The organism is Pantoea sp. USHLN256 (assembly GCF_037149875.1).
In the GTDB taxonomy this organism is placed as follows: Bacteria; Pseudomonadota; Gammaproteobacteria; order Enterobacterales; family Enterobacteriaceae; genus Pantoea; species Pantoea nemavictus.
This window is the reverse complement of record NZ_JBBCQO010000001.1, coordinates 47,606-73,509: the sequence shown is the minus strand read 5'-3', so window position 1 is coordinate 73,509 and position 25,904 is coordinate 47,606. Positions and strand designations below refer to the sequence as shown.

The 25,904-nt window shown below is 56.9% G+C and carries 26 protein-coding genes; 23 read left to right on the top strand and 3 right to left on the bottom strand.

The features are described from left to right. Entirely contained in the window at positions 1-783 is a 783-nt protein-coding gene (locus WFL93_RS00340; RefSeq protein ID WP_007891798.1) for an AraC family transcriptional regulator, read from the top strand. On the opposite strand, the gene leuA is transcribed toward WFL93_RS00340, so the two are convergent. After that, a complete protein-coding gene (gene leuA / locus WFL93_RS00335) occupies positions 734-2,419 on the bottom strand; it encodes a 2-isopropylmalate synthase (RefSeq protein ID WP_336777043.1) in 1,686 nt (561 codons plus the stop codon). The two genes, WFL93_RS00340 and leuA, sit on opposite strands and share 50 nt — an antisense overlap. A 189-nt stretch (positions 2,420-2,608) precedes the next feature. Between leuA and WFL93_RS00330 the strand changes: the two genes are divergently transcribed. From WFL93_RS00330 to WFL93_RS00290, 9 genes are all read left to right on the top strand, one after another. Then, a complete protein-coding gene (locus WFL93_RS00330; protein ID WP_336777042.1) occupies positions 2,609-3,541 on the top strand; it encodes an ABC transporter substrate-binding protein in 933 nt (310 codons plus the stop codon). A 78-nt stretch (positions 3,542-3,619) separates the two neighbouring features. Further along, complete coding sequence (locus WFL93_RS00325) at positions 3,620-4,642, top strand: dipeptidase (protein ID WP_336777041.1); 1,023 nt, start codon at positions 3,620-3,622, stop codon at positions 4,640-4,642. Positions 4,643-4,792: 150 nt separating this feature from the next. Then, positions 4,793-4,864, top strand: a complete 72-nt coding sequence (pqqA, locus tag WFL93_RS00320; RefSeq protein WP_002905689.1) for a pyrroloquinoline quinone precursor peptide PqqA — start codon at positions 4,793-4,795, stop codon at positions 4,862-4,864. Between the two features lie 55 nt (positions 4,865-4,919). Next, positions 4,920-5,846: a pyrroloquinoline quinone biosynthesis protein PqqB gene (gene pqqB, locus WFL93_RS00315; RefSeq protein WP_336777040.1), complete on the top strand. Its 927-nt coding sequence runs from the start codon at positions 4,920-4,922 to the stop codon at positions 5,844-5,846. Then, positions 5,843-6,598, top strand: a complete 756-nt coding sequence (gene pqqC, locus WFL93_RS00310; RefSeq protein WP_007891806.1) for a pyrroloquinoline-quinone synthase PqqC — start codon at positions 5,843-5,845, stop codon at positions 6,596-6,598. Before pqqB ends, pqqC begins: the two co-directional genes overlap by 4 nt. A 4-nt stretch (positions 6,599-6,602) precedes the next feature. Beyond that, complete coding sequence (pqqD, locus tag WFL93_RS00305) at positions 6,603-6,881, top strand: pyrroloquinoline quinone biosynthesis peptide chaperone PqqD (protein ID WP_049851772.1); 279 nt, start codon at positions 6,603-6,605, stop codon at positions 6,879-6,881. Then, a complete protein-coding gene (pqqE, locus tag WFL93_RS00300) occupies positions 6,868-8,007 on the top strand; it encodes a pyrroloquinoline quinone biosynthesis protein PqqE (RefSeq protein WP_336777039.1) in 1,140 nt (379 codons plus the stop codon). Before pqqD ends, pqqE begins: the two co-directional genes overlap by 14 nt. Beyond that, on the top strand, positions 8,007-10,331 hold the full coding sequence (gene pqqF, locus WFL93_RS00295; protein ID WP_336777038.1) for a pyrroloquinoline quinone biosynthesis protein PqqF: 2,325 nt from the start codon (positions 8,007-8,009) through the stop codon (positions 10,329-10,331). The genes pqqE and pqqF overlap by 1 nt, the downstream gene beginning before the upstream one ends. A gap of 136 nt (positions 10,332-10,467) precedes the next feature. Beyond that, on the top strand, positions 10,468-11,052 hold the full coding sequence (locus WFL93_RS00290) for a YceI family protein (protein ID WP_007891816.1): 585 nt from the start codon (positions 10,468-10,470) through the stop codon (positions 11,050-11,052). An 852-nt stretch (positions 11,053-11,904) separates the two neighbouring features. On the opposite strand, the gene dld is transcribed toward WFL93_RS00290, so the two are convergent. Beyond that, a complete protein-coding gene (gene dld, locus WFL93_RS00285) occupies positions 11,905-13,599 on the bottom strand; it encodes a D-lactate dehydrogenase (protein ID WP_336777037.1) in 1,695 nt (564 codons plus the stop codon). Between the two features lie 435 nt (positions 13,600-14,034). Between dld and WFL93_RS00280 the strand changes: the two genes are divergently transcribed. From WFL93_RS00280 to WFL93_RS00250, 7 genes are all read left to right on the top strand, one after another. Further along, entirely contained in the window at positions 14,035-15,015 is a 981-nt protein-coding gene (locus WFL93_RS00280; RefSeq protein WP_049851768.1) for a 6-phosphofructokinase, read from the top strand. Between the two features lie 10 nt (positions 15,016-15,025). Next, positions 15,026-15,340, top strand: coding sequence for a PTS sugar transporter subunit IIB (locus WFL93_RS00275; RefSeq protein WP_008110086.1), 315 nt, complete (start codon positions 15,026-15,028; stop codon positions 15,338-15,340). Continuing rightward, positions 15,333-16,706 (top strand): PTS sugar transporter subunit IIC, encoded by a 1,374-nt coding sequence (locus WFL93_RS00270; RefSeq protein ID WP_008110085.1) that lies wholly within the window; start codon positions 15,333-15,335, stop codon positions 16,704-16,706. Before WFL93_RS00275 ends, WFL93_RS00270 begins: the two co-directional genes overlap by 8 nt. After that, positions 16,693-17,535, top strand: a complete 843-nt coding sequence (locus tag WFL93_RS00265; RefSeq protein WP_009128201.1) for a class II fructose-bisphosphate aldolase — start codon at positions 16,693-16,695, stop codon at positions 17,533-17,535. The genes WFL93_RS00270 and WFL93_RS00265 overlap by 14 nt, the downstream gene beginning before the upstream one ends. 62 nt (positions 17,536-17,597) lie before the next feature. Beyond that, positions 17,598-17,867: a hypothetical protein gene (locus WFL93_RS00260; protein WP_336777036.1), complete on the top strand. Its 270-nt coding sequence runs from the start codon at positions 17,598-17,600 to the stop codon at positions 17,865-17,867. Positions 17,868-17,875: 8 nt separating this feature from the next. Continuing rightward, positions 17,876-18,313, top strand: a complete 438-nt coding sequence (locus WFL93_RS00255; RefSeq protein WP_336777035.1) for a PTS sugar transporter subunit IIA — start codon at positions 17,876-17,878, stop codon at positions 18,311-18,313. Next, positions 18,310-18,894, top strand: a complete 585-nt coding sequence (locus WFL93_RS00250) for an AAA family ATPase (RefSeq protein WP_049851766.1) — start codon at positions 18,310-18,312, stop codon at positions 18,892-18,894. The genes WFL93_RS00255 and WFL93_RS00250 overlap by 4 nt, the downstream gene beginning before the upstream one ends. Here WFL93_RS00250 and WFL93_RS00245 read toward each other — a convergent pair. Further along, positions 18,843-19,772: a LysR family transcriptional regulator gene (locus WFL93_RS00245; protein WP_336777034.1), complete on the bottom strand. Its 930-nt coding sequence runs from the start codon at positions 19,770-19,772 to the stop codon at positions 18,843-18,845. The two genes, WFL93_RS00250 and WFL93_RS00245, sit on opposite strands and share 52 nt — an antisense overlap. 181 nt (positions 19,773-19,953) lie before the next feature. On the opposite strand from WFL93_RS00245, the gene WFL93_RS00240 reads away from it, so the two are divergent. From WFL93_RS00240 to WFL93_RS00215, 6 genes are all read left to right on the top strand, one after another. Next, positions 19,954-21,123, top strand: a complete 1,170-nt coding sequence (locus tag WFL93_RS00240; protein ID WP_336777033.1) for an MFS transporter — start codon at positions 19,954-19,956, stop codon at positions 21,121-21,123. A 79-nt stretch (positions 21,124-21,202) separates the two neighbouring features. Further along, entirely contained in the window at positions 21,203-21,997 is a 795-nt protein-coding gene (locus WFL93_RS00235; RefSeq protein ID WP_336777032.1) for an SDR family NAD(P)-dependent oxidoreductase, read from the top strand. 275 nt (positions 21,998-22,272) lie between these two features. After that, on the top strand, positions 22,273-22,629 hold the full coding sequence (locus WFL93_RS00230) for a hypothetical protein (protein ID WP_336777031.1): 357 nt from the start codon (positions 22,273-22,275) through the stop codon (positions 22,627-22,629). 49 nt (positions 22,630-22,678) lie between these two features. Next, positions 22,679-24,679 carry a protein-disulfide reductase DsbD family protein gene (locus WFL93_RS00225; RefSeq protein WP_336777030.1) on the top strand — a complete coding sequence of 667 codons (2,001 nt, stop codon included), beginning with the start codon at positions 22,679-22,681 and terminating at the stop codon, positions 24,677-24,679. Continuing rightward, a complete protein-coding gene (locus tag WFL93_RS00220) occupies positions 24,679-25,401 on the top strand; it encodes a DsbA family protein (RefSeq protein WP_336777029.1) in 723 nt (240 codons plus the stop codon). The genes WFL93_RS00225 and WFL93_RS00220 overlap by 1 nt, the downstream gene beginning before the upstream one ends. Further along, a complete protein-coding gene (locus WFL93_RS00215) occupies positions 25,398-25,895 on the top strand; it encodes a protein disulfide oxidoreductase (protein WP_049851760.1) in 498 nt (165 codons plus the stop codon). The genes WFL93_RS00220 and WFL93_RS00215 overlap by 4 nt, the downstream gene beginning before the upstream one ends. Positions 25,896-25,904 lie beyond the last annotated feature (9 nt).

The window sequence follows — 25,904 nt, the reverse complement described above, 5'->3', positions numbered from 1 at the left end:
ATGAGCGCGCGGCTCAACTTCGATTTTGCCCATCGTCCGCTGGTGCCGTATGCGCACGATTACGCGCATGGTGACGCCGAGCCGTGGCATTACCACGATTGCGCACAGCTGATCCACACGCTGAGTGGCGTGGTGAAAGTCGAAACCCAGCAGGGCAGCTGGATTGTGCCGCCCAGCCGCGGCGTCTGGCTGCCTGCCGGAACGCGCCACGCATTACATATCGTTGGTGCGGTGGCGGCGCGTACGCTGTTTGTTGATCCGCTGGCGCGCGCCGATCTGCCTGCCAGTTGTCAGGTGGTGCAGATTTCGCCGCTGCTGCGCGAGTTGATCGTCAGCGCGCTGGCGTTGCCAGAGCAGTACGGCTCCGGCAGCCGCGCAGAGCGCATTTATGAGCTGATATTGGATGAAATCCGCGTGATGGATGTGCTGCCGTTTGGCCTGCCGCTGCCGGAAAGCGAGCGGCTGCTGAGTTTATGTCAGCACATTCAGCACGCGCCGGGTGAAAACTGGACGCTGGCCCGTGCCGCCGCTGAGCTTTGCGTGGCCGAGCGCACGCTGGCGCGCCATTTCAGTCGCGAAACCGGTTTGCAGTTTAGCGACTGGGTACGACGCGCGCGGCTCAGCGTGGCGCTCACTCGTTTAGCGCAGGGCGAAAGCGTGTTAACGGTGGCACTCGATCTCGGTTACGACAGCCCGAGCGCTTTCAGCGCCATGTTCCGCCGCGTGCTCGGCGTTACGCCAGCGAACTACTTTCCTGCGGCAGAAAAGCGTGCGCTGCGTTAAGCAGAGCCTGCAGTGAGGCGCGCGCCACATCGTTATCAATTCCCACTCCCCACGCACGTTCACCGCGGGCATTAACGCAGCTGATGTAGGTCACGGAGCGGCTGTCGCTACGTTTTCCCAGCGTATGTTCATGATAATCCTCGATGGTGATGGCTAAATCGTAGCGCTGACGCAGCGCTGCAACCGCGGCAGACAGTAATCCGTTGCCTCTGGCCTCCAGCGTCACCTGCTGCACACCTTGTTGTAATCGCGCTTTGAAACGCGTTTCGCCTTTGTCATCGCTGTGGCTTTCCGCTTCCAGCAAACGCCGCGCCGGCTGAGTTAAGCCGTAATGCTGACAGAACAACTGCCACAGCGCGTGGTGCGTCATCTCCTGACCATGTTGATCCGTTTGCTGCTGCACGAGGCGGCTGAAATCCTGCTGCAAACCGCGCGGCAGCTGCAGGCCGTGATTTTGCTCGAGCAGCCACGCTGCACCGCCTTTACCGGATTGGCTATTGACGCGGATCACCGCTTCATAGCTGCAGCCAATATCCAGCGGGTCGAGCGACAGATACGGCATTTGCCAAATCGCTTCTTCACGTTCGGCACGCTCGGCAAAGCCTTTGCGAATCGCATCCTGATGTGAACCGGAGAACGCGGTAAACACCAGCTCGCCGGCGTAAGGATGGCGGGGATGCACCGGCAGCTGATTGCAGCGCGTCACGACTTCCAGCACCTGCTGGATATCGCTGAAATCGAGCTGTGGCGCCACGCCCTGGGTGTAGAGATTGAGCGCCAGCGTGATGAGATCCACGTTGCCGGTGCGTTCACCGTTACCAAACAAACAGCCTTCCACGCGATCGGCGCCCGCCAGCATCGCCAGCTCGGCACAGGCAATGCCGGTACCGCGATCGTTATGCGGATGCACGCTGATCGCCACGTGCGATCGCTGACTGAAGTGGCGACAGAAATACTCAATCTGATCGGCATACACGTTTGGCGTGTTCACCTCAACGGTAGCCGGCAGGTTGATGATCATCGGGCGCGTGGGGCCCGGTTGCCAAATCGCCGCCACCGCTTCGCAAATTTCCAGCGCAAACTCGGGCTCGGTAAAGCAGAAGGTTTCCGGGGAATATTCGAAGGTCCACGCGGTATCGGTTTGTTCCGCACAGCGGGTGCGAATCTGGCGCGCACCCGCGCAGGCCAGCTCAATAATTTCAGCTTTGCTCTGACGGAACACGCGCTCGCGGAACAGCGGCGCGGTGGCGTTGTACATGTGGATGATCGCCTTCGGTGCGCCACGCAGCGCCTCAAAGGTACGATCGATCAGATCGCTGCGCGCCTGGGTGAGCACCTGGATCGCCACGTCATCAGGAATGTGGTGCTGCTCGATTAACAGGCGCACAAAATCAAAGTCGGTTTGCGAGGCCGCCGGAAAGGCCACCTCAATCTCTTTAAAGCCGCAGCGCAGCAGCAGTTGCCAGAACTCCAGCTTGCGCGCGCTGTCCATCGGCGTGGCCAAGGCCTGATTACCGTCGCGCAGGTCGGTGGAGAGCCAGCGCGGCGCCTGTGTCAGCTGACGCGATGGCCACTGGCGGTCGGGTAAATCAATCACCGGAAACGCACGGTATTTTGTCGCGGGTTGAGTGAGCATAACCATCTCCTTGTTGTGTTGGGTGTAGTCTCGCCTGGCAGCGCGTGCCTCGGCTCGCCCATTGCTGACAACCACACGCGCATAACTGACAACCTATATGCGCCAGGCGGCATTTCACATGCGAAATCGGCATCGGTCATTTGACGCGCGCGGGTTAGGCTGGGGTTTTGCACGACGAGATAAAACACAATGAAAAGAGCAGCTTTGGCACTATTGATCGTGGCAGCCAGCGGGGCGGCAACGGCTGAAACCGTAACGCTGCGTATTGCCGATCAAAAGGGAAATATGCACGCCGAAATGGAAGCGGCACAGCAGTTAAACCACCTCAATTATAAAATCGAGTGGGCCGAGTTCCCGGCGGCGGCGCCGCTGGCGGAAGCGCTGAATGCCGGTGCGGTAGATGCCGGTATTATCGGCGATGCGCCGCTGCTGTTCTCGCTGGCGGCCGGTTCGCAGGTGAAAGCGGTGGCGGTGAGTAAGTCGGTGCCTGAAGGATTGGCGGTGCTGGTCAGCCCGGATTCAGCGATCAAAACGGTTGCCGAACTCAAGGGCAAAAACATCGCCACCGGACGCGGATCGATTGGTCATTTTGAAGCGCTGAAAGCGCTGGAGCAGGCGGGTATCAGCGATAAAGATGTCAAATGGCGCTTCTTAACTCCGGCGGATGCACGCATCGCGCTGGCCAACGGCTCGGTGGATGCCTGGGCAACCTGGGATCCTTACACCGCGCTGGCGGAAGTGACCGACACCGGTCGCGTGCTGGTCAATGGCGTAGGGCTGTCCAGCGGCAACAGTTTCCTCGCCGCCACCGATGCGGCGCTGCAAGACGATGGCAAACGTGCTGCGCTGCAGGATTACGTCAATCGTTTAGCCGCGGCCGATCGTTGGGCCAACAGCCATGTTAATGAGTATTCCGCCACGCTGGCGAAGATCATCGGCTTCCCGCAAGAGGCCGCAGCGAAATCGTTCTCCCGCCGGAAATCACATTGGCAGAGCATTGATGACGCCACCATCGCCCAGCAGCAGGAGACCGCCGATTTCTACCAAAAATACGGTTTAATCCAGCAGCATCTTGATGTGAAACCGACGTTTTATCATGGCTTAAAGGTTGCGCAGAACTAACCCTTTGTGCGCCCGCATTTGGCGAAACAGTAGCGCGCGCGTAGCATGGCGGCATGTTGTTTCGTCAAAGATCTCCCCATGCTAAAAACCTTCGACGGTCATAATGACCTACTGCTTAATCTGTGGCTGCATCATCGCGATGATCCCGCCCAAGCCTTTTTCCATGGCATTGAAAAGGGCCATCTCGATTTTCCTCGTATGCAGCAGGGCGGTTTTGCCGGTGGTCTGTTCGCCCTGTTTGTGCCGCCGCCGCGCTATGTACAAGAGGTCGCCCCGCAGCGCGCGCAGGAAAATCTGCAGCCGCTGGAGATTCTCTGGCAGCAGCTCGATATTCTGAAAGCGCTGGCGGCGCAATCCGCCGGGCGCGCGCGTTTGTGCCTCAGCGCCGCGGATATTGCCGCTTGCCGCGCCGAGGATGTGCTGGCGCTGGTGGCGCATATCGAAGGGGCGGACGGATTTGATGCCGACGGCGCAGCGCTCGACGCTTTTTATCAGGCCGGCGTGCGCAGCATCGGCCCGTTCTGGAATCTGCCTAATCGCTTTGGCGAGGGCGTCAGCGGTGCGTTTCCCCATTCGCCGGACACCGGGCCAGGCTTAACCGCCGCCGGCGAGCAGCTGATTGCCGCAGCCAATCACCATCGTATGCTGATTGACCTGTCGCACATGAACGAGAAAGCTTTTTGGGACACCGCGCGTCTGTCAACCGCGCCGCTGGTGGCGACGCACTCCAACGCCCACGCGCTGTGCGCACAGCCGCGCAATCTCACCGACGATCAATTGCGCGCCATTCGCGACAGCGGCGGCGTGGTGGGTGTGAATTTTGGTAACGCGTTTTTACGCAGCGATGGCAAACGCGATAACGACACGCCATTGATCGAAATTGTTAAACATGTTGAGCACTTGATCGCGATAATGGGCAGCGATCATGTGGCGCTGGGGTCCGATTTTGATGGCATCAGCGTGCCCGAAGCGTTGAAAGATGTCTCAGGATTGCCGCGCCTGTATGCGTTGTTGCGCTCACTGGGCTACGATCAAACGGCACTCGAGCAGCTCGCCTGGGGCAACTGGCAGCGCGTGTTGCACCAGATTTGGCGGGATTAGCACAATTCCCTTACCTAATCAGGGTTGATCTGCTCGCTACATTGGCGCAACATCTGCGCGCGTCATGATTGCAATGTGATCTACGTCACAGCTGCAATTATCTCCAGCAGAGAGTTCTCTGCATTTTGACTGAAGAAGAGGAAGAAAATTATGTGGAAAAAACCTGCGTTTATTGACCTGCGTCTGGGCCTGGAAGTGACTCTGTACATCTCCAACCGCTAAGACTTCTGCCCGCCGTTCGTGCGGGCATTTTGTTTTCTCTCTCTGGTCAACATTCATGTTTATTAAAGTCCTCGGTTCAGCGGCTGGCGGCGGCTTCCCGCAGTGGAACTGTAACTGCGCCAACTGCAGCGGCCTGCGTAACGGCACTATTCAGGCGCAGGCGCGCACGCAATCCTCCATCATTGTCAGCGACAACGGTGAAGATTGGGTGCTGTGTAATGCCTCGCCGGACATCAGCCAGCAAATTGCCCACACCCCAGAATTGATAAAAAAGGGCGTGCTGCGCGGCACCGCCATTGGCAGCATTATTCTCACCGACAGCCAAATCGATCACACCACCGGCTTGCTCAGCCTGCGTGAAGGTTGCCCGCATCAGGTATGGTGCACGCCAGAAGTGCATGCCGATCTCACCAGCGGCTTCCCGATTTTCACCATGTTGCAGCACTGGAACGGCGGTTTGCAGCATCATGCGTTAACGCCGCTGGAGCCGTTCCGCGTTGATGTGTGCCACAGCCTGCAATTCACCGCCATTCCTATCCTCAGCAACGCGCCGCCCTATTCGCCGTATCGCGATCGCCCGCTACCGGGACACAACGTGGCGCTGTTTATTGAAAACACCGCCAACGGCCAAACGCTGCTGTACGCCCCGGGACTCGGTGAGCCCGATGCGGTGATCATGCCGTGGCTGCAAAAAGCCGATTGCCTGCTGATTGACGGTACGGTGTGGCAGGACGATGAGCTGCTGACCACCGGCGTCGGCAAAAATACCGGCAAGGCGATGGGGCATTTAGCGCTGGCCGAAGAACAAGGTTTGATGGCGTTGCTGGCTTCGATGCCGGCCAAACGCAAAATTTTGATTCACATTAACAACACCAATCCGATCCTTAACGAGCAGTCGCCGCAGCGTGAATTTTTGACGCAGCAGGGCATTGAAGTGAGTTGGGATGGCATGGCGATTCATCTGCAGGAGTTTGCATCGTGATCATTACCGAAGCACTCGCGCCCGCCGCCTTTGAGCAGGCGCTGCGCGACAAAGGCGCGTTCTACCACATTCATCATCCGTACCACATTGCAATGCACAATGGTGCCGCGACGCGCGAGCAGATTCAGGGCTGGGTGGCGAACCGCTTCTATTATCAGACCAATATTCCGCTGAAAGACGCGGCGATCATGGCCAACTGCCCGGATGCGGCGACGCGTCGTAAGTGGGTGCAGCGCATTCTCGATCACGACGGCAGCAACGGCCATGAAGGCGGTATTGAAGCCTGGCTGCAGCTGGGGGAAGCGGTGGGTTTGGATCGCGACGTGTTGCTGTCAGAGAAGCTGGTGCTGCCGGGTGTGCGCTTTGCAGTGGATGCCTACGTTAACTTTGCCCGTCGGGCCAACTGGCAGGAAGCGGCGTGCAGTTCGCTGACCGAGCTGTTCGCGCCGCAGATTCACCAGTCGCGCCTCGATAGTTGGCCGCAGCACTATCCATGGATCAAAGAGGAAGGTTATTTCTACTTCCGCAGCCGCCTGAGCCAGGCGAATCGCGATGTGGAACACGGCCTGGCGCTGGCGCTTGAGGTGTTCACCACCGCCGAGCAGCAGAACCGCATGCTGGAGATTCTACAGTTTAAGCTCGATATTCTCTGGACCATGCTGGATGCCATGACCATGGCGTATGCACTGCAGCGTCCGCCTTATCATACGGTCACCGATCAGGTGTCCTGGCACAGTACAAGATTGGTATAAAAATATGAAAGATAATGTGATTCCTGCTTTCCGTCGCGGTTACCGCATGCAGTGGGAAGCGGCGCAGGAGAGCCACGTCGTGCTCTATCCGGAAGGCATGGCCAAGCTAAACGAAACCGCCACGGCGATCCTCGAACTGGTGGATGGCAAACAGGATGTGGCCGCGATCACCGCTACGCTGGATGCGCGTTTCCCGGAAGCGGGCGGCGTGGGCGATGACGTAAAAGAGTTTCTGCAATCTGCCATCGAACAAAAATGGATACTCTGTCGTGAACCCGAGTAAAGCCGTTACGCCGCCGCTGTGGCTGCTGGCAGAACTGACCTATCGCTGCCCGCTGCAGTGCCCGTATTGCTCTAATCCGCTGGATTTCTCCCAGCAGGAGAAAGAGCTGACCACCGAACAGTGGATTGAGGTGTTCCGCCAGGCGCGCGCCATGGGCAGCGTGCAGCTCGGTTTTTCCGGCGGCGAACCGCTAACGCGTAAAGATTTGCCAGAGCTGATCCGCGCCGCGCGCGATCTCGGTTTCTACACCAACCTGATCACGTCGGGCATCGGCCTGACGGCGAAAAAACTCGACGCCTTTGCTGATGCCGGGCTCGATCACATCCAGATCAGCTTCCAGGCCAGCGATGAAACGTTAAACGCTGCACTGGCGGGTTCGAAAAAGGCTTTCCAGCAGAAGCTGGAGATGGCGAAAGCGGTGAAAGCGCACGGCTATCCGATGGTGCTGAACTTTGTGCTGCATCGCCACAATATCGACCAGATCGACAAAATCATCGATCTCTGTATCGAGCTGGAGGCCGATGATGTCGAACTGGCAACCTGTCAATTCTATGGCTGGGCGCAGCTTAACCGTGAAGGATTACTGCCGACGCGCGAACAGATCGCCAATGCCGAAGCAGTGGTGGCCGATTATCGTCAGCGCATGAGCGCCAGCGGCAATCTGACCAATCTGCTGTTCGTCACGCCGGATTACTATGAAGAGCGGCCAAAACCCTGCATGGGCGGTTGGGGATCGATCTTCCTTAGCGTCACGCCCGACGGCACCGCGCTGCCGTGCCACAGTGCGCGTCAGCTGCCGGTCGAGTTCCCGTCGGTGCTGGAACGCACGCTGGATGACATCTGGTACAACTCGTTTGGCTTTAACCGCTATCGTGGTTTTGACTGGATGCCGGAACCGTGCCGCTCCTGCGATGAGAAAGAGAAGGACTTTGGCGGCTGTCGCTGCCAGGCGTTTATGCTGACCGGCGATGCGGACAATACCGATCCGGTGTGCAGCAAGTCGCCGCATCACGGTAAAATCCTCGAAGCGCGGCGTCAGGCTAATTGCAGTGATATCAAAATCCAGCAGCTGCAGTTCCGCAATCGTAGCAACTCCGAACTGATCTTTAAGCTGCGCGTCACCTGATGAACGCGCGCCAGATCACGCTCGCCAACGGCCTGCGCTGTTATCTGCACCATCAACCCGGCGCACGCGATGCGGCGGCGTTAATGCGCGTGCAGGCGGGCAGCCTGGATGAGCCGGATCGTTGGCCAGGCCTGGCGCATTTGCTTGAGCATCTGCTGTTTTGCGGCAGTGAAAACTTCAGCGACGACAACCGCCTGATGCCGTGGGTGCAGCAGCAGGGTGGCCAGGTGAATGCCACCACGCAGCTGAGCCGCAGCGCCTTTTTCTGCCAGCTGCCGGCAGCGGCGTTATCAGCCGGCGTGCAGCGGCTGTGCGATATGCTCGCGGCACCGCTGCTCACCTCGCAGGCTATCCAGCACGAAGTGGCGGTGATTGATGCTGAGTATCAGCTGCTGCAAAGCCATGCTGAGACGTTGAGTGAAGCGGCGCTGCTTGATGCGCTGCAAGGCCGTTTTCAACGCTTTCGCGTGGGCAGTCGCGCGGCATTTGGTGACAACGTCACTGATTTGCGTGCAGCGTTACAGGCATTTCATCAGCATTGGTATCACGCTGAAAACATGCAGCTTTGGCTGCAAGGTCCGCAATCGCTCGATGAACTGGCGCAGCTGGCGTCGCAGTTTGGCAGCAGATTATTAACGGGTGGTGCAACCCCAGCGGCAATCGAACCTCTACTGTTGCCAGGTGATGGTTTGCTGCAACTGGCGGGTGAAGAGAGCTTCTGGCTGGCGCTGCTGATTGACGGCGATGAGCCCACCATTCGTGACAATGTCACCTTGCTAAATACCTTTTGGCAAGACGAAGCACCCGGCAGCTTAATGGCGCTACTGCGCCGTGAAGGGCTATGTCAGTCCTTTAACGCCCAGTGGTTGTGGCAGGATACGCAACACGCGTTGCTGGCGCTGCGTTTTAGCGCTGTGCAGCTTGCTCCTGCGCAGGCGCAACGTATTGAACACTACTTCTGGCAGCATCTCACCGCGTTAAGAGGGGCGCATGCGCGGCAGCATCAGCACTACGCGCAGCTTGCCCAGCAGGATTTCGCCGCCGCGTCCGCGCTGGAGCAGCTACGCGGCAGGGCGCTCGGCTTCGCGCCTGGCTTAACCGTTCCCGCTAATTTGACGGACTTTGCCTCTGCGTTGCCTCATTGCCCACGCAGGCGTTTGCTCACGCAGCAACAGCTGAAGGGTATACCGCAGCAGAAACAGGGATTTACGCTGCCACTGGCTGAATGGTTGACCCAACCGTGGGTCGCCATCGAACCTGCGACGTTTCACTTTTATCCGGCGTCAGCACAGCTAAGTTTGCCTCGCTTACCGCCAGTGGCGCAGCCGCTGCCGGTGATTGCGCCCGTGCAATCGGTTGAGACGCTGCTGCTGCGCCCGGCCTTTTATCAGCTGTTGCGCGATGAGGAAGCGCAGGCGCGGCAACGCTTATTGCGTCCGGTGCTGGCTGAGTTGCGTCACGCCGGTGGCAACGGCAGCTGGCAGCAAAAACAGGGTAGCTGGCAGCTGGTGCTTAATTTGCCTGCTTGCGCCGATCGCGCTTTGCTTTGCGTGCATCAGGCATTACATGCGCTCAACGCACCGGCGCAGGATCAACGCGTCACGACAACGCACTCTATCGTTATTCGTCAGCTGCTGGCCGCTTTGCCTGGCAAGCTGATCCCGCCGCAGGCAACACCACCATGGTTGGTCGCGTGGTGCGGCACAGAAGGTGCGTTAAGCCAGCGCGTGGCTCATCTGCTCAGCGATTTCTCCCCCGAACTGGCGCGCGATGCGCCACCTGCCATGCTGCATCGCGGCGTGATGCCGGTTGCCTGTGACGGGAGCGATCAGGCGCTGTTACTGTTTATGCCGCTGCCGCACGCAGATAACGCCAGCCTCGCGGCGTTACGCACGCTGGCGCTGATGCTGGAAACGCGTTTCTTCCAGCAGCTGCGGGTGGAGAAGCAAATTGGCTATGTGGTGTCGGCGCGCTATCAGCGAGTTGCGGATGTCGATGGTTTACTGTTGGCGCTGCAGTCGCCGAATATCCCGTGGCGCACGCTGCTTGGCCACTGCAAACGCTTTATGCGGGACATGCTCGCTGAAATCGCCGCTATTCCTGCAGCCAATCTCGCGGCCTGGCAGGCCAACTTAGCGATGCAGTGCGTAAACCAGGACAACAGCGAGCGTGCGCAAGAAGCGCTGCGCCAGCAGTTTGGCTTACCCATTCTTAACCGCGCCGCCATCCAGTCGCTGACGCTACAGCAGCTACAGCACCTTCACTATCGCCTGCTGCGTGAAAGGCATCGCTGGTTGATTTTGTTCGCAAATAAAATGGAATGAAACCTTCGCAGTCTGTAATTGTTTCCATTTGATATTTTTGAATATATTTGACAGTCACCAGCAAATCTCTTCACTGGTTAGTTAGCGGGTAAAGGGCGACACTCACTGCATTATCCCGATCTAAAAGGAACTGCGAGTGAAAAACGTTACCCGTCTTGCGCTGCCACTGTTGGCGGCGGCTACGCTTTATGCCCCCTTGTCACAGGCTGCAGCGATGCACTATGCCCTCGATCCGGCGCACACCTCGGTCATCGTGACCTGGACGCACTTTGGTTTCTCTCACCCGACGGCCGATATCCCGAATAGCAAAGGGTCAATCGTATTTGATAAGGATCAGCCGCAGCAGTCGCGCGTTGATGTCACGCTGCCGATTACGCAAATTGATACCCACGTACCTGCATTGACCAAAGAGTTTCTCGGTGCTGAGTATTTCGATACCGCAAAATATCCTTCAGCGGTATTCCACAGCACTAAAGTGGAAGCCAAGGGTGATAACAAATTCGACGTGGAAGGTAACCTGACGTTGAAAGGGATTACCAAGCCGGTCACCTTGCATGCCACGCTGAATCAGCAGGGCATGCATCCGATGGTGAAAAAAGAGGCGATTGGTTTTGATGCCACTGGCGTGATTAAGCGTTCGGATTTCAAGCTGGATAAGTATGTGCCAGCGGTAGGCGATGACGTGACGTTGACCATCTCAACCGAAGCATACGCGAAATAATCGCATCGATGTTTGCTGAGTCATAATCGCTAAGGATGCACCTTGATGGTGACCAGGTGCGCATGAATGCGCACCCTACGAAATCCCGCTAAATAACCGTAGGGTCGCCATTTATGGCGTAATGCCGATCAGCTAAGCGCTGAGCGGCTTTCGTTCGCCATCGGCTGAGGCAGTTTCAGCTATGCCGTGCGGCGACCGAGCAGAGGACGCCTGGCCGCGCCCTCTGCACTCCCGGGCCCTGCGCCAGCCCATCCCGCCGCTTCGCGGTGCCTTCACTCCCTCACGATTCCTGACGGACCGGCGGCGATTCGCTCCTGCTCAGCGCCGCCTCTCGCCGCATCCCTGCGGCTCGCCCTGGAATCCCTCACTCGCTCAGCGGGCTGGGATGTCGCCTCCACACCCGCGCTGTAGCATCAATGCCTATTCCTGAATCATCATTGCTGTAACGCCTGTAGGGTCGCCATTCATGGCGACCAGGTAGCCCTAAATCTTCAGCCAGCAAAATTTCAAATCAGATACGGTAATGACAGGCGATGGTGTTGAGCGCTATCCGCAGCGCCGAGCGCAGAGTGACGGCCAGGATGAGCCGACACGACGTCGGCGAAAGCGCGGCATGAGCCAGGGATGGCGAATCCGCGCGGTCCGTCAGGCCGGAGTGATAAGCGAGGGAACAGCGAGGACGGCGCAGGCGCGGATTGCTAAGGTCCGCGCCTTCGGACCTTAGCCCGGCCGCCTGCTTCACACATTCTGAAACTGCCATACGCTTAGCGGACGGAACCCCCGCGGAGCCAGTGCGCTGCTTAACTGACGAGCATTACGCCATTTATGGCGACCTGGCTGCTGAAGCTACATTTATCGCCAAAACTTCTTCTTACTGGTTTTGCCAATCCCCGGATTGCAGCTATTGGTAGGATCGAGCTGCTTCCAGTGCTCCACGTGCTCGCATGAAGCCTCATACAGATGTCCGACATTGTGCTCGGCGGGATATTTAGCCCCGCGCTGCTCCAGATACCGCTTCACCTCTTCCTTAAACACTTTGGCGTCGTAGCCCGGTTTCAGCACGTAATCCTGGTGATTCACAAAACAGAAGAAGTGCCCACAGCATGAATCGACCTGCACCTGCATCGCCAGGTGATCCGGCAGCGTCAGGCGCCACGCATCATCATTTCGCCGTAGCGCCACGTCGAAGGCCACCAGCCGCTCGTTGGGGTTGTAGCCTAGCGCATCACAGTAGGAGATGGTGCAGCCGCCCACGCCAAAACGCACCAGAAACGCATCCGCCGCTTCACGCGCATCGCAGTGGAAAAAGCCGCCCGCGTGTTCTGCAAAGAATGACTGCAACAGCGCTTGCAGTTCAGCGGTTTGCTGCGACTCGACTTTAATCATCAAATGGTGTTGATACTCGCTGCGGTAAGCCATGATGCGCGGCGCGATAAAGCTCGGCGTCAGTTGGTTAAAGCATTGCAGCATCCGATCAACAAAATTACGTGGCAGGAACTTCAGGTGACTGACGCGCACATCCCATTTGGCTTTCTTTGCCATCATCTGTGGAATCGCCTGCGGACCGAGTTTGCGGATCGCCAGATACATATGCTTGGCGTAGCGCACCGTCAAATCAAAGGCGTTGCGATGGATATATTCCGCCTGCAGAGGTAACTCGCTCATGCGGGTTAACAGATAACGCCGCAGTTCAACCAGCACGCTTTCATCATCGGTGCCGATATAAAAGGTATCGCTGCCGGCACTGGCTTCGAAGGTGGGCAAGCGCACGGCAAACACCACCACTTTTCCTGCACTGCCGGCGCTGTCGTGCAGGTAGCGCAGGTCACCGTTAAAGCGTGCCGGAGAGTCTGCCGCGACGTCACGCAGGCGATCGGCGTAATCATCAGCCCAGATTTTCCCCTGCCAGTCGGGCTGCTCGCCGGTTTGATAGCGCTGCTGCATCAGCGCGTCCAGCATTGCCTCCGGCGTCTCGCCCAATGCAATACCCAGGTGATTGACCAGCTCTAATCGGCCATCGTCATGAATTCGCGCGAACAGCGACTTCTCGGTAAAGGCCGGGCCGCGGCGAATCAGCGAACCGCCGGAATTATTACAGATGCCGCCCACCACTGACGCGCCGATGCAGGACGAGCCAATCACCGAATGCGGCTCGCGGCCCAGTGGCTGCAAGGTGTGCTCCAGTTCGGTGAGGGTGGTACCGGGAAACGCAATCACCTGACGCGCCTGATCGATCACCTGCACACCTTGAAGCTGGCGGGTGCTGATGATCACCACATCGCGATCGTAATCGTTGCCGTCGGGCGTGGAGCCACCGGTGACGCCGGTATTCGAGGCCTGCATCAGTACGATGACGTCGTGCGTCACACACACCTGTAACGTTTGCCACAGCTGCAATAAGCTTTGCGGTAACACCACCGCCAGCGCTTCGCCACGTCCGACGCGGAATCCTTTTATATACCAGGCTTTATCATCAGCATGGGTTAATAACTGCTTGTCACCCACCACGTCAGCCAACTCACGCAACATTTCCTTCTGCATGCTCATCTTCTCTCTTATTTATTCTTTATCCGCCACGGTATTGGACAAGCGCAGCCGCATTGAGTCAATCATTGACTGGCACTGACAGGGAAATAACGCACGCAATCATTATCCCTTTATCTTTTACGGAATAAACGTCAGGGAACGATAAAAATGCGCGGGAAATCACAAAATAGATCGAAAGAAAACGAGCGTTAGCGGCGTTAATTATACCGGTAAGTTTAGCTGCCTGATTTAAATATAACAGTATGATTTTGGTAGATATTGTTATCAAAAGCCTGAAATGTGGATGTGATTTAAATCACAAAATTAAGTCATCAATAAGCGCTGTCAACGATCTCAACATGGAAATTCATGGCAAAAGTGTGACATCCGTTGCAAATAACAAGTCGGTTAATCGGAAGAATGAATATCAGACGCACAGCATGAAGGGTGATGACAATGAGAATTGGCATGGTGATCAGCGGTGGCGATGTCACCGGGATTAATAACTTTGTGTACCAAATATCGCGCTTAACGCAGGCGGAAATGGTGTTATTTAATGGCGGTATACCGGGTCTGCTGGAAAATAATCACCAGGAAATATCCCAGCGCGATTTAGTGGATTATGCCATTGCCGCTATTCCGGTAATGCAGTCGGGACGCACCAGCAAAAAATTAATTCGGCCCGAATATGAAAGCATTGCTAAACATCTTAAGTCGCTGCGTATTGATGTGTTAATTATGGCCGGCGGCGATGGTTCATTGCAATTCCTGCATACGCTAAGCGAATTTGGCGTCAACTGTTTCGGCGTTGGCATGACCATCGATAATGACGTATTTGGTAGTGATTACAGTATTGGATTCTCCACCGCCTGCGAGCAGGTATTAAAAGAGGTGGCGAAATTACGCAATACCGGGCGTGCGTTAACCGGTCGCGTATTTATGGTGGAGCTGCTCGGTGGCTATTGCGGCGAATTAACCCTGCAGTCGGCGATCAAGTCTAATGCGGATTTCGCGCTGATCCCCGAATGCCAGATTGCGCCGCAGGAGCTGGCTGAGCGTATCACGCAGCGGCTGGCCGCGCAGAACAGCGTGATTATTTTGTGCTCGGAAGGCTATACCCGTGAATATTCACCGGGCTTCCAGGGTGCTATCGACACCTTAATTAAACAAATTGAACCGTTAATCGGTGTCCGTATTCGTAAAACCATTATCGGTTACGGCCTGCGTAATGGCGACCCTACCTGTGAAGAGATTTACCAGGGCACCATTATGGCCAGTGAAGTCGCGCGTTGTATTCAGTCGGGAATGCGCAATAAAGCGGTGATTATTAATGGCAGTAATCGACCGATTCCGATTGATTTAATAAGCATGAAAAAACGCCTGGTCGATACTGAAGGGCATCATTATAAACTCGCTAAACAACTGCAAATTCTGTGAGGAAATAGCCATGCTGAAAATATTATGTGTCTGTGGATGTGGTCTGGGTTCTAGCTTTGCGATTGAGATGAGCGCCAAGTCGGTATTAAAGAAACTCGAAATCGATGCTGATATCGATCACACCACCATTTCTGAAGCCAACGCCTTTAAATCCGACATGATTTTAACCCAGAAAGCCTTCGCTGATGTGTTAAATGCCGATGCCAGCCCGGAACAAATTAAGCGGGTGATTATTCTCAATAAGCTCACTGATAAAGCGGAAATTGAAGAAAAAATCGTGGCATTTATGAAAGAACGTAACTTAAAGGTTGCTAATCATGAATAGTGTGATCGACTTCCTGGTAAAAGATCTATTAGGGCAGGCATCAATATTGATCGCCTTTATTGCCCTGATTGGTCTGCTACTGCAAAAAAAATCGGCGGGAAAGGTGGTGGAAGGCACCTTTAAAACCCTGCTCGGTTTCTTAATTATGATGGCCGGTATCAACATTATTGTTGGCACGCTGACCTTCCTCAACACCATTTTTACCCACGGTTTTGGCATGCAGGGTTATATCACCGACGTTGCCGCCATCGCCGGGTTAGCGAACCGCGAGCTGGGTTCAGAAGTGGCGCTGACGCTGTTGGTGATCTTTATCGTCAATATCATCATTGCGCGTCTGACACCGTTCAAATACATCTTCCTGACCGGTCAGGCGCTGCTGTGGATGGCGACAATCGGTGCGGTGATTGGCTATAAAGCGGGGCTGACAGGTTTACCTCTGATCCTTACCGGCGGCATCTTCGGCGGCATTATGGCGGTGGTGATGCCCGCGCTGGCACAACCGGTGGTGCGCCGCATTACGGACTCCGATGACGTGGCGCTCGGCCACTTCTGCACCATCGGCTACCTGCTGACGGCGGCGGTAGCGAAGGTGGTGGGCAAAGGCTCGCGTTCTACTGAAGATCTCAAACTGCCCGACAACTTTAAATTCCTGCAGGACACCTATCTGTCGATGGCGGTGGTGATGGTACCGATGTACCTGATTCCCGCTGTGGCAGCCGGTCCGGAATTTATCGGCCAGTACAGCAACGGCATGAACTATTTGATGTATGCCTTTATGCAGTCAATTCAGTTCGTGTGCGGCGTGTTCGTGCTGTACAGCGGCGTGCGCCTACTGCTGAACGAATTGGTGCCAGCCTTCCGCGGTATTGCCATGCGTCTGGTGCCCGATGCTAAACCGGCGCTCGACTGCCCGGTGATGTTCCCCTATGCCCCGAACGCGGTGATTGTCGGCTTCCTCGCCACCACCCTGGGTTCGGTAGTCGGCATGCTGGTGTTCCCGATGTTTGGTCTGGCGATGATTCTGCCTGGCCTGCTGACCAACTTCTTTGCCGGTGGTACCGCAGGCGTATTTGGTAATGCGCTCGGCGGACGTCGCGGTGCGATGATCGGTGGGTTCGTTCACGGTCTGTTCATCACCTTCCTGCCGGCGATTCTGGTGCCGATGCTGGAAAGCTACGGTTTTACCGGCGTCACCTTCAGTGATTCGGATGTGATCAGTACCGGTCTGGTGCTCGGCCACGCATTCCAGAATAACTGGCTATTCGTTGCGCTGTTTATTGCCTTTATTACCCTTATCGCCTGGTTTGTTAACGGAAAATCCACCAAGTCTAAATCCCATGAGGAAAAGCTCCATGAAACTTTATAACTTTACCGATCTGTTACAGGTGGCTAAAGAACGTGATTTTAAAGCGCTGGGTTCCTTTAATTTGCACTGCCTGGAGATGTTGCCGGCCTTTTTTAGCGCGGCAGAAAAAACCAATAGTCCATTAATGATTCAGATATCTACCGGCACCGCGAAATATCTGGGACATAAATTATTGGTGGATGCCATTCGTTCATTATCAGAGAGCCGCAATGTCCCAACCTGCTTGCATCTCGATCACTGTTCCGATTTAGCCGCGATTCAAACCGCCCTGGATGCCGGCTTCAGTTCGATTATGTACGACGGCTCACATTTACCGATTGAAGAGAACATTGCCAATACGCGTCGGGTTATTGATATGGCACGTCCGCTGGATGTCTCAGTGGAAGCGGAACTTGGCGCCATTGGCGGCTCTGAAGATGGCAAAGTGGTGGCGATGAGCGAAACGGCTTTCACCACGGTAGACGATGCCAAACGCTTCGTGGAGGAGACCGGCGTCGACATGTTAGCCATCTCCATCGGCACGGTACACGGCTTGTACACCGGCAAAGCGCACATTCAGCATCAGCGCCTGGCGGATATCACTGACGCCACGCATACGCCGCTGGTGTTGCACGGTGGCACCGGCGTCAGCGATGAAGATATGCGTCTTGCGGTGCGCAGCGGCATCGAGAAAGTGAATGTCGGCACTGAGATGAATGTGCAGTGGGTAGCCAACTGTAAGCAGACGTTTGAAAAGGGCAAGGTCAACGATAGCGTGCGCAATTTCCTCGTGCCAGCTAACGACGCGGTGACCAATGTTCTGGTAGAAAAGATTCAGCTGTTCCGCTAATTCCGACTCACTCATGACGTAATAACCTGAGGTGCCCGGCGCCATTCGGGGCAGGAGACGCTATGTTTGGATTCTTGAAAAAGGGCTCGGATAATAAGAGCCAGGATTCACAGGAAATAGATCTTCAGGCTGAAACCATCAGCGATAAAATAAGCCAGCTAGAGCAACAGCTGGCAAATAATCCGCAGGCGACAGATACGCAAAAACAATTAATGCTAGAGTATAATCGTGCATTAAATATCTTTGCTAAAAGCCGTCGTTTTCGTCAGGAAATTGATCCGCTGTTTGTCAAAATTGATGAACTGCGCAACACCATTCGCAAATCAATTTAGGAGGCAGTATGAGTATTAAACAGCTGCTGCAGGAGGCAAGTGCGATTCAGGTGGGGATCAGCGCCAGGGATTGGCGCGAGGTGATTGCGCTGGCTGCGCTTCCACTGGTTAACGGCGGTTACATCAAAGCCAGCTATCCGGAAGCGGTGATCGCCAATACGCTGGAACATGGCGCGTACTACGTGTTTGAAGAGGGCATTGCCATCCCTCACGCCCGGCCAGAAGCCGGCGTGCTGAAAGATTGTTTTAGCATGATTGTGCTGGATGAGCCGATTTCGTTCGACGGCAGCGACAAAGCCGACATCGTGATTATGTTCGGCGCGCGTGATAGCAATGCCCACATTGAAGAGGGCATTCGCGCAATTGTGACGCTGCTGGAAGATGAAGAGACGCTGGTGCGACTGCGCAACGCCAGCAGTGCCGCGGAGGTGATAGACATCCTATGACAACCGACACTGAAGAGAAGGTGGTGGTGCTGGTGAATGGCATTCCGGCGTCGGGCAAAAGCACCCTGACGCGCGCGCTGGCCGAGCAGTTCGGCTTGCCGGTGCTGACGCTGGATAGCCTGAAAGAGCCGTTTATGGCCAGCTTTGCGCCGGTGGATCGCCAGCGCAATCGACAACTGGGCTGTGCTGCTTATCAGGCGATCTGGAAAGTGGTGGCGCAAGCCCCGGCGCGCTGCACCTATGTGATCGATGCCTGGTTTGGCTTTCAACCGCGCGAAGTATTGCAGCAGGGATTGCAGCACGCCGGCGTGACGCGGGTGCTGGAGCTGTGGCTGGCGATTTCGCCCGATGATGCGGTGGCACGCTATCAGTCGCGATTGACGGATCGTATGCCCGGTCATCCCGGCGCCGAGTATTTGCCGGAGCTGCGCAAGCTGGCCGAAAGCGCGCAGCCGATGGCGCTGGGTCCGGTGTTGCAACTGGATGCACGCAATCCAGACCAGGCGGCCGCCTTTGCCTGGTTGCAGCGTCAGTTGCGACGGCCAATCGCTGCCCGGCCGGCGTTATCCGCTTCTGGTTGAAAAACGCGTGCGCTGAGGAAGTCGATCAGCGCGCGCACTTTCGGCGACGGATGTTTACTGGCGGGCCACAACAGGTGAAACACGTTGCGATGGCAGGCGAAGTCACCTAATACCTCGCGTAGCGTACCTTGTGCCAGTGCTTCGCGAATCGAGAAATCAGGTAGCATGGCGATTCCTAATCCACGCAGCGCAAAGCAGACGCGTGTCTCAATGTTGTTACAGATCATGGTGGTGGGCAGCGTCAGCTCCTGTTCATCCTCGTAGCCGCGCAGCACCCAGCGCTCCAGCTTACCGGTGGTGTTAAAGCGATAGTGCAGACAAGCGTGCTGCGTCAACGCTTCGGGTGTTTTAGGTTCACCATAACGGGCCAGATAGTCTGGCGAGGCCACCGCGATGGAGTAGGCATAACCCAGCTTGCGCGCCGAGAGGCGTGAATCCGTCGGCGGTCCAGCGCGCATCACCACGTCATATCCTTCGGCAATGACATCGACAACGCGATCGCTAAAGTCGAGATCGAGCTGAATGTCCGGATAGGCCTGCATAAAGTCGCCTAACACCGGCAAGATCAGCGAACCCACAATCGGCAGGCTCAGTTTCAAACGCCCGGCGGGACGGCCTGCTGCCTGCGACAGCTCGCTTTCGGCAGCTTCAATTTCGGCCAGAATACGGCGGCAGCGCTGCAGAAACAGCGCGCCTTCGGCGGTCAGCGTGATGCTGCGCGTGCTGCGGTGAAATAGCCGCACGCCAAGTTTATCCTCCAGCCGGGCAATGCTTTTGCCCACCGCAGAGGCGGAAAGCCCTAAATGCCGCCCTGCAGCCACAAAGCTGCGGGTTTCCGCCACCTGCACGAACACCACAATACTGTTCAGACTGTCCATGTTGCCTCGCGATTGCGGACATAAATGTCCGTTAAGTCGAGAAATATACCCCGCTTTTTCCGCAATTGAGAAGTGACTACTGTGAAGCTATTAATTATTCACGAGAGAAAAGCATGCAGGATTTACTTCAGGCGGTGATGCCGCAGGCGCTGGATGAGCCGCAGGGAATGCGGGAGGCGTTATGAGCGATCGTTTACCTTTGATTCCGCTGCTGGCATTAAGCCTGGCAGCGTTTGTCACCATCGTTACCGAGGCGCTTCCCGCCGGATTGCTGACGCCGATGGCGCAGGAGTTATCCATTTCAGTGGCGGCAGCCGGGCAGAGCGTTACGGTGTATGCGGTGGGCTCCTTCCTGGCGGCGATCCCGTTGATGACGCTATTGCAAGGCGTGCGGCGCCGTCGTTTGTTGCTATTCACCCTGGCCGGTTTTACCGCAGCAAATCTGATCACCGCCATGGCTAATGACTACCTTTTACTACTAATCGCGCGCGGTGTCGCGGGTGCTGCTGCTGGCGTCTTGTGGGCGTTGCTGGCCGGTTATGCCGCGTCGATGGCGCCAGTGGAAAAAAAAGGCAAAGCGATTGCGATAGCGATGGCAGGCACGCCGCTGGCGCTATCGATTGGCGTGCCGCTCGGGACCTTTGTGGGTAACGCCATCGGCTGGCGCCTGAGTTTTATGGCGTTAAGTGGGCTGTCACTGCTGCTGATGCTGGTGCTGCGTCTCACTGCCCCAGAACAGCCCGGGCAAGCGGCACGGCAGCGTTTGTCTCTGGCCACCGTTGCGCGCTTGCCCGGCGTGCGTAGCGTGCTGGCGCTGGTGCTGTGTTTCGTGCTGGCGCATAACATTCTCTACACCTATATCTCACCGTTCCTGCAGCCGGCTGGGTTAATGGCGCGTACCGACGCGATCCTGCTGCTGTTTGGCAGCGGCTCGCTGGTCAGTATCGTCATCACCGGCGTATTAGTGGACCGATATCTCCAGCCGCTAACGCTTAGTTGCATCGGCCTTTTCATCGCTGCAGCGCTGCTGCTGCAACTGAATGTGTCCAGTGCGCTGCTGGTATGGCTGGCGGTGGGATTGTGGGGATTGGCCTTTGGTGGTGCGGCAACGCTGTTTCAAACCGCGATGGTGCAGCGGGCGAGTTCCGCGACTGATGTCGCACAATCGATGTTGGTAACAGTATGGAATCTGGCGATTGCGGGTGGCGGCATGCTGGGCGGCATGTTATTGCAGAGTTTCGGTATCGCCAGTTTCACGCCGGTGTTGCTGCTGTTGTTGATTGTGGCTTTTGCAGTGGCATGGCGGACGGGACAACGTGCCGTTCGGGCCGCCGTTAATCCCTCGTCGTGATAATAACCGCATGATTTGTCAATGCATATTTGGCGGCATCAACCAGGCTTTTGTGATAACGATCGCATAGGAGAGTTCCATGAACATCGATTTACACGGAAAAACAGCACTGGTTACCGCGTCAACCGGCGGCATTGGTTTTGCTATTGCGCAGGGCTTAGCCGCCAGCGGGGCGGAAGTGGTGTTGAATGGGCGCAGCGAAGCCTCGGTCAGTCGCGCGCGTGAAAAGCTAAACGGTTTGGTGGCGGGGGCAAAAATCCACACCTTCATCGCCGACCTTGGCAGTGCGCAGGGCGTCAAACAGCTGCTCAACGGCTTGCCGCCCATCGATATTCTGGTCAATAACGCCGGGATTTACGGCCCGCAGGACTTTTATGAAGTGGACGATGAAACCTGGGAAGCCTATTGGCAAACCAACGTGATGTCTGGCGTGCGCCTGTCGCGGGCACTGTTGCCGGAGATGGTGAAGCGTGGCTGGGGGCGAGTGGTATTTATCTCCTCGGAGTCGGCGCTGAACATTCCTGCCGAAATGCTGCACTACGGCGTCAGTAAAACCGCGCAACTGTCGCTGGCGCGCGGACTGGCGAAGGTGGTGGCGGGCAGTGGTGTGACGGTCAACAGCGTGCTGCCGGGCCCTACGCTTTCCGATGGCTTTGCCGCGATGATGGAAGATGAAGTGAAACGCACCGGCAAGCCGCTGGAAGAGTTAGCGAAAGCGTTTGTGATGGCCCATCGGCCAAGCTCCATCATTCAGCGTGCCGCTACGGTGGAAGAGGTGGCGAATATGGTGGTGTATGTCTGTTCCAAACAGGCATCAGCCACGTCGGGCGCCGCGCTGCGCGTTGATGGCGGCGTCGTAGATGATATTGTTTAGCCGCATGCCGTGATTGACCTGGTCGCCATGCATGTGAGTTCTGAAGCAGCATATGGCTGCGTCTCCTTCCCCCGCTTGCGGGGGAAGGCCGGGATGGGGGACAGCAAGCACCTTTAACTACAGCGAGCAAACTGTTCCCCATCAGCCCGGTTGGTACCCTTATGCCACCGGCTCAAAGTAAGCTCCGCACAACAAAGACAAAAGTTTACACTGCAAAGCTTGGTGTTTCTGCTGTCGATGCTTAAAATGCCCGCACTTTTCTCTGAGGCTGCGGCATGACGATATCGCTATCACGCGCAAAATGGATTCTGGCACTGGTTTGTCTGGTGCTGGCGTTTTGTCTCGTCCAGCGCAGCTTCAATTTGCCATCTGCGCCGCTGGCGCAAGTCAGCGCGTCCACGCAGGTAAACGGTAATGACGATGCCAGCGGCAGCGAAAAGCCCTGTGCCCTGAGCGCGAAATCGTTGAGTGCCGCCGCGCCGATCCTGGATACCGCACTGCCTTTCCTGCTGTTGCTGCTGGCGTTGATTGCCACCTTTACGCAACGCTCTACCTCCTTCTGCTATCGCCGGACACCGCTGTTTACGCCACTGCGACGGCGGCATCTGACCCTCTGCGTCTTCCGGGAATAACACTTACGCGTTGCATCGCGTAAACCCTGTTATTCACTGGAGAATCACCATGTCTATATTTATCAGGAGCCTGCTGCTCCTGCTGGCGAGCTGTGCGATCACCGCGCAGGCGGCAGATACTGGCTGGCTGCGCAATGCGCAAAACAGTCACGCGGAAGTGCGTCTACGTAGCGCCAGCCACAATAATGATCAGCAACTGCTGCTGGATATCCGCTTGCAACCTGGCTGGAAAACCTACTGGCGCACGCCGGGTGAAGGCGGCGTAGCACCGGAAATTCGTTGGCAAACGCCAGAGGTTAATGCGCAATGGTTTTGGCCAGCGCCCGCGCGTTTTGACGTCAGCGGTTTGACCACGCAAGGCTACAAAGGCGATATCACGCTGCCAATCACACTGGCAAAACTGTCGAGCCAGCGGCTGGCAGGTACGCTGACGCTCTCGACCTGTAGCGACGTCTGCATTCTTACCGACTTCCCGTTCAGCCTCGACCTGACGCAGCCCGCTGACGCCGATTTTCCGCGCGATTTCGCCGAGGCGATGGGAAAAATTCCGGCGGCAAGCGGCTTAACCGATCAACTCGCCGCCAGCTTCATCAACGGTGAGCTGCAAATCCGTGCCGAGCGTCAGGGTGGCTGGCAAAAGCCAGAGCTGTTCTTCGACTATCCGCCGGGCAGCATGCTGGCGGCACCGCACATCAATGTTAATGGCGATACGCTCAGCGCGCGCGTGGCGGTAACCGATGAGTGGGGGGAAGCGGCACCGGATCTGCGCGGCAAAACGCTGTCGCTGGTGGTGGCCGATGCGGGCATCGCGCAGCAAAGTTCGTTAACCATCGGCGCGGAAACGCTGGTGTCGGGCGAGGCAGCGCAGACCTTCTGGTCCGTGCTGCTGCTGGCGCTGCTGGGCGGTTTAATCCTCAATCTGATGCCCTGCGTGTTGCCGGTGCTGGCGATCAAGCTCAGCAGTTTGGTGCAGCAGCAGGGGCAAACCCAGCGTCAAACGCGCAAGCAGTTCCTGGCTTCCAGCGCCGGCATTATCTTCTCCTTCCTGCTGCTGGCGCTGCTGATGACGGGGCTGCGACTGAGCGGCCAGGCGCTGGGCTGGGGCATCCAGTTCCAGAGTAGCGGTTTCCTGCTGGTGATGGTGCTGGTGATGTTCCTGTTCAGCGCCAGCCTGTTTGATCTGCTGCACTTCCGCTTGCCGTCGGGCCTGAATACTAAACTGGCGACCCAGGGCGGTGAGGGTCTGCTCGGACACTTCGGACAGGGCGCATTTGCCACCTTGCTGGCCACGCCGTGCAGCGCACCGTTTCTTGGTACCGCCGTGGCTTACGCGCTGACGGCGCCGCTGCCGCAGCTGTGGCTGCTGTTTGTCGCGCTGGGTGTGGGCATGAGCCTGCCGTGGCTGCTGGTTGCGGCGTTGCCGGGTATGGCGCGTTGCTTGCCGCGTCCCGGTCGCTGGATGGTGCATCTGCGCACTGTGCTCGGTTTGTTGATGCTGCTTGCCACCTTCTGGCTGGTGACGCTGCTGGTACCGCATTGGGGCAGCACGGTTGCGCTAGTGCTGGCGGTGGCGCTGCTGCTGGTGCTGTGTGTCTGGCTGATTAAACGCCGTGCGCTGCAACAGGCGGGCCTGGTGTTTATCACGCTGACGCTGGCCGGTGCGTTACTGCTTATGACGCGCATCGAGCCGGAAGAGGATGCGCTGCACTGGCAGCCGCTGACCGAAGCCGCTATCCATCAGGCGCTCGAGCAGGACAAACGGGTGTTTGTTGATGTCACCGCAGACTGGTGCATTACCTGCAAAGTGAATAAATCCCGCGTGCTTAATCAGCCGGATGTGCGTGCTGCGCTGAAGGCCGATGATGTGGTGCTGCTGCGCGGCGACTGGACGCAACCCGATCCCGCTATCGGTGAGTTCCTGCGTCGCCGCGATCGCGTAGCGATTCCTTTTAACCAAATTTATGGCCCGGCACTGCCGCAAGGCCAGATTTTGTCACCGCTGCTGAGTCGTGAAGCGGTGATCTCCACTCTCTCTGAGGCGAAAAAATAATGAAGAAATCCCTGTTACTGCCATTGATGTTCCTTGCTATGCCTGCACTTGCGGCTGCGCCTTTTACTCCTGAGCAGGAAGTGCGCATTAAGGAGCTGATTCGTGAAACATTAGTCCAGAACCCAGCGATTTTGGCGGAAGCGGCTGATGCATTCGATAAAGAAGCGGCACAGCAGCAGCAAAATGTGGTCGCGCAGATGGTGAAGAAAAACCATGATGTGCTGTTCAACGATGCCGGTTCACCGCGCATCGGTGCTGAGAAGCCCGCGCTGACGCTGGTTTACTTCACCGATTACAACTGCGTGTTCTGTAAAAAGTTTGAAGCAGACATAGAAAAGCTGATGAAAGCCTATCCGCAGGTGGCGGTGGTGATTAAGCCGCTGCCGTATCGCGCGGAAACCTCGCTGACCTCGGCACGTCTGGCGCTTACCGTCTGGGAGCAGCAGCCAAAGAACTTCCTCAAGCTGCATGAGCGTTTAATGGCGAAGAAGGGCAATCACGATGAAGCCAGTATCGATGCGGCGCTAGAGAAAACCGGCATTACGCTGAAACAGCCAAGCAAAGCCAGCCTCGATACCATCAACAGTAATCTGACGCTGGCGCAGCAGTTGGGTGTGCAGGGCACGCCAGCCACGCTGGTGGGCGATCAGATGATCAGCGGTGCGGTGCCGTATGAACAGCTGGAAGCCGCAGTGAAAGGCGCGCTGCAGGCGAAGCAATGAGTCGCGTGAAGCGCGGGTTACGTGAGGCGCTTTTTCTGGTGTTGATTGTCGCTGCGGCGCTGTGGGGCATGGATTGGCTGCGCGCGCCGCAGCTGCCCGTTGATTTGGCGCAACAGCCGCTAACCGCGCTGCAGGGCGAGGTTAATCTTGCCGAACTCAGTCAGCATCAGCCGCTGCTGGTCTACGTGTGGGCCACGTGGTGCGGCGTATGCAAGCTCACCACACCCACCGTGGCATCGTTAAGCCAGCAAGGCGTAAAAGTGGTGAGCGTGGCGCTGCGTTCCGGCAATGATGCGCGGGTTGCGACCTGGCTGGAGAAGAAAGGGCTGCAAGGTGTGGCGATCAATGATGAAAGCGGGGCGATCGGCCAGCGCTGGGATATCAACGCTACACCGACCTTTATCGTGCTGCATCAAGGTAAAGTCATCAGCACCAGCAGCGGCTGGACCAGCGGGTGGGGCCTCAAGCTGCGCTTGTGGTGGGCCGCCCGCTGATTTCACTGG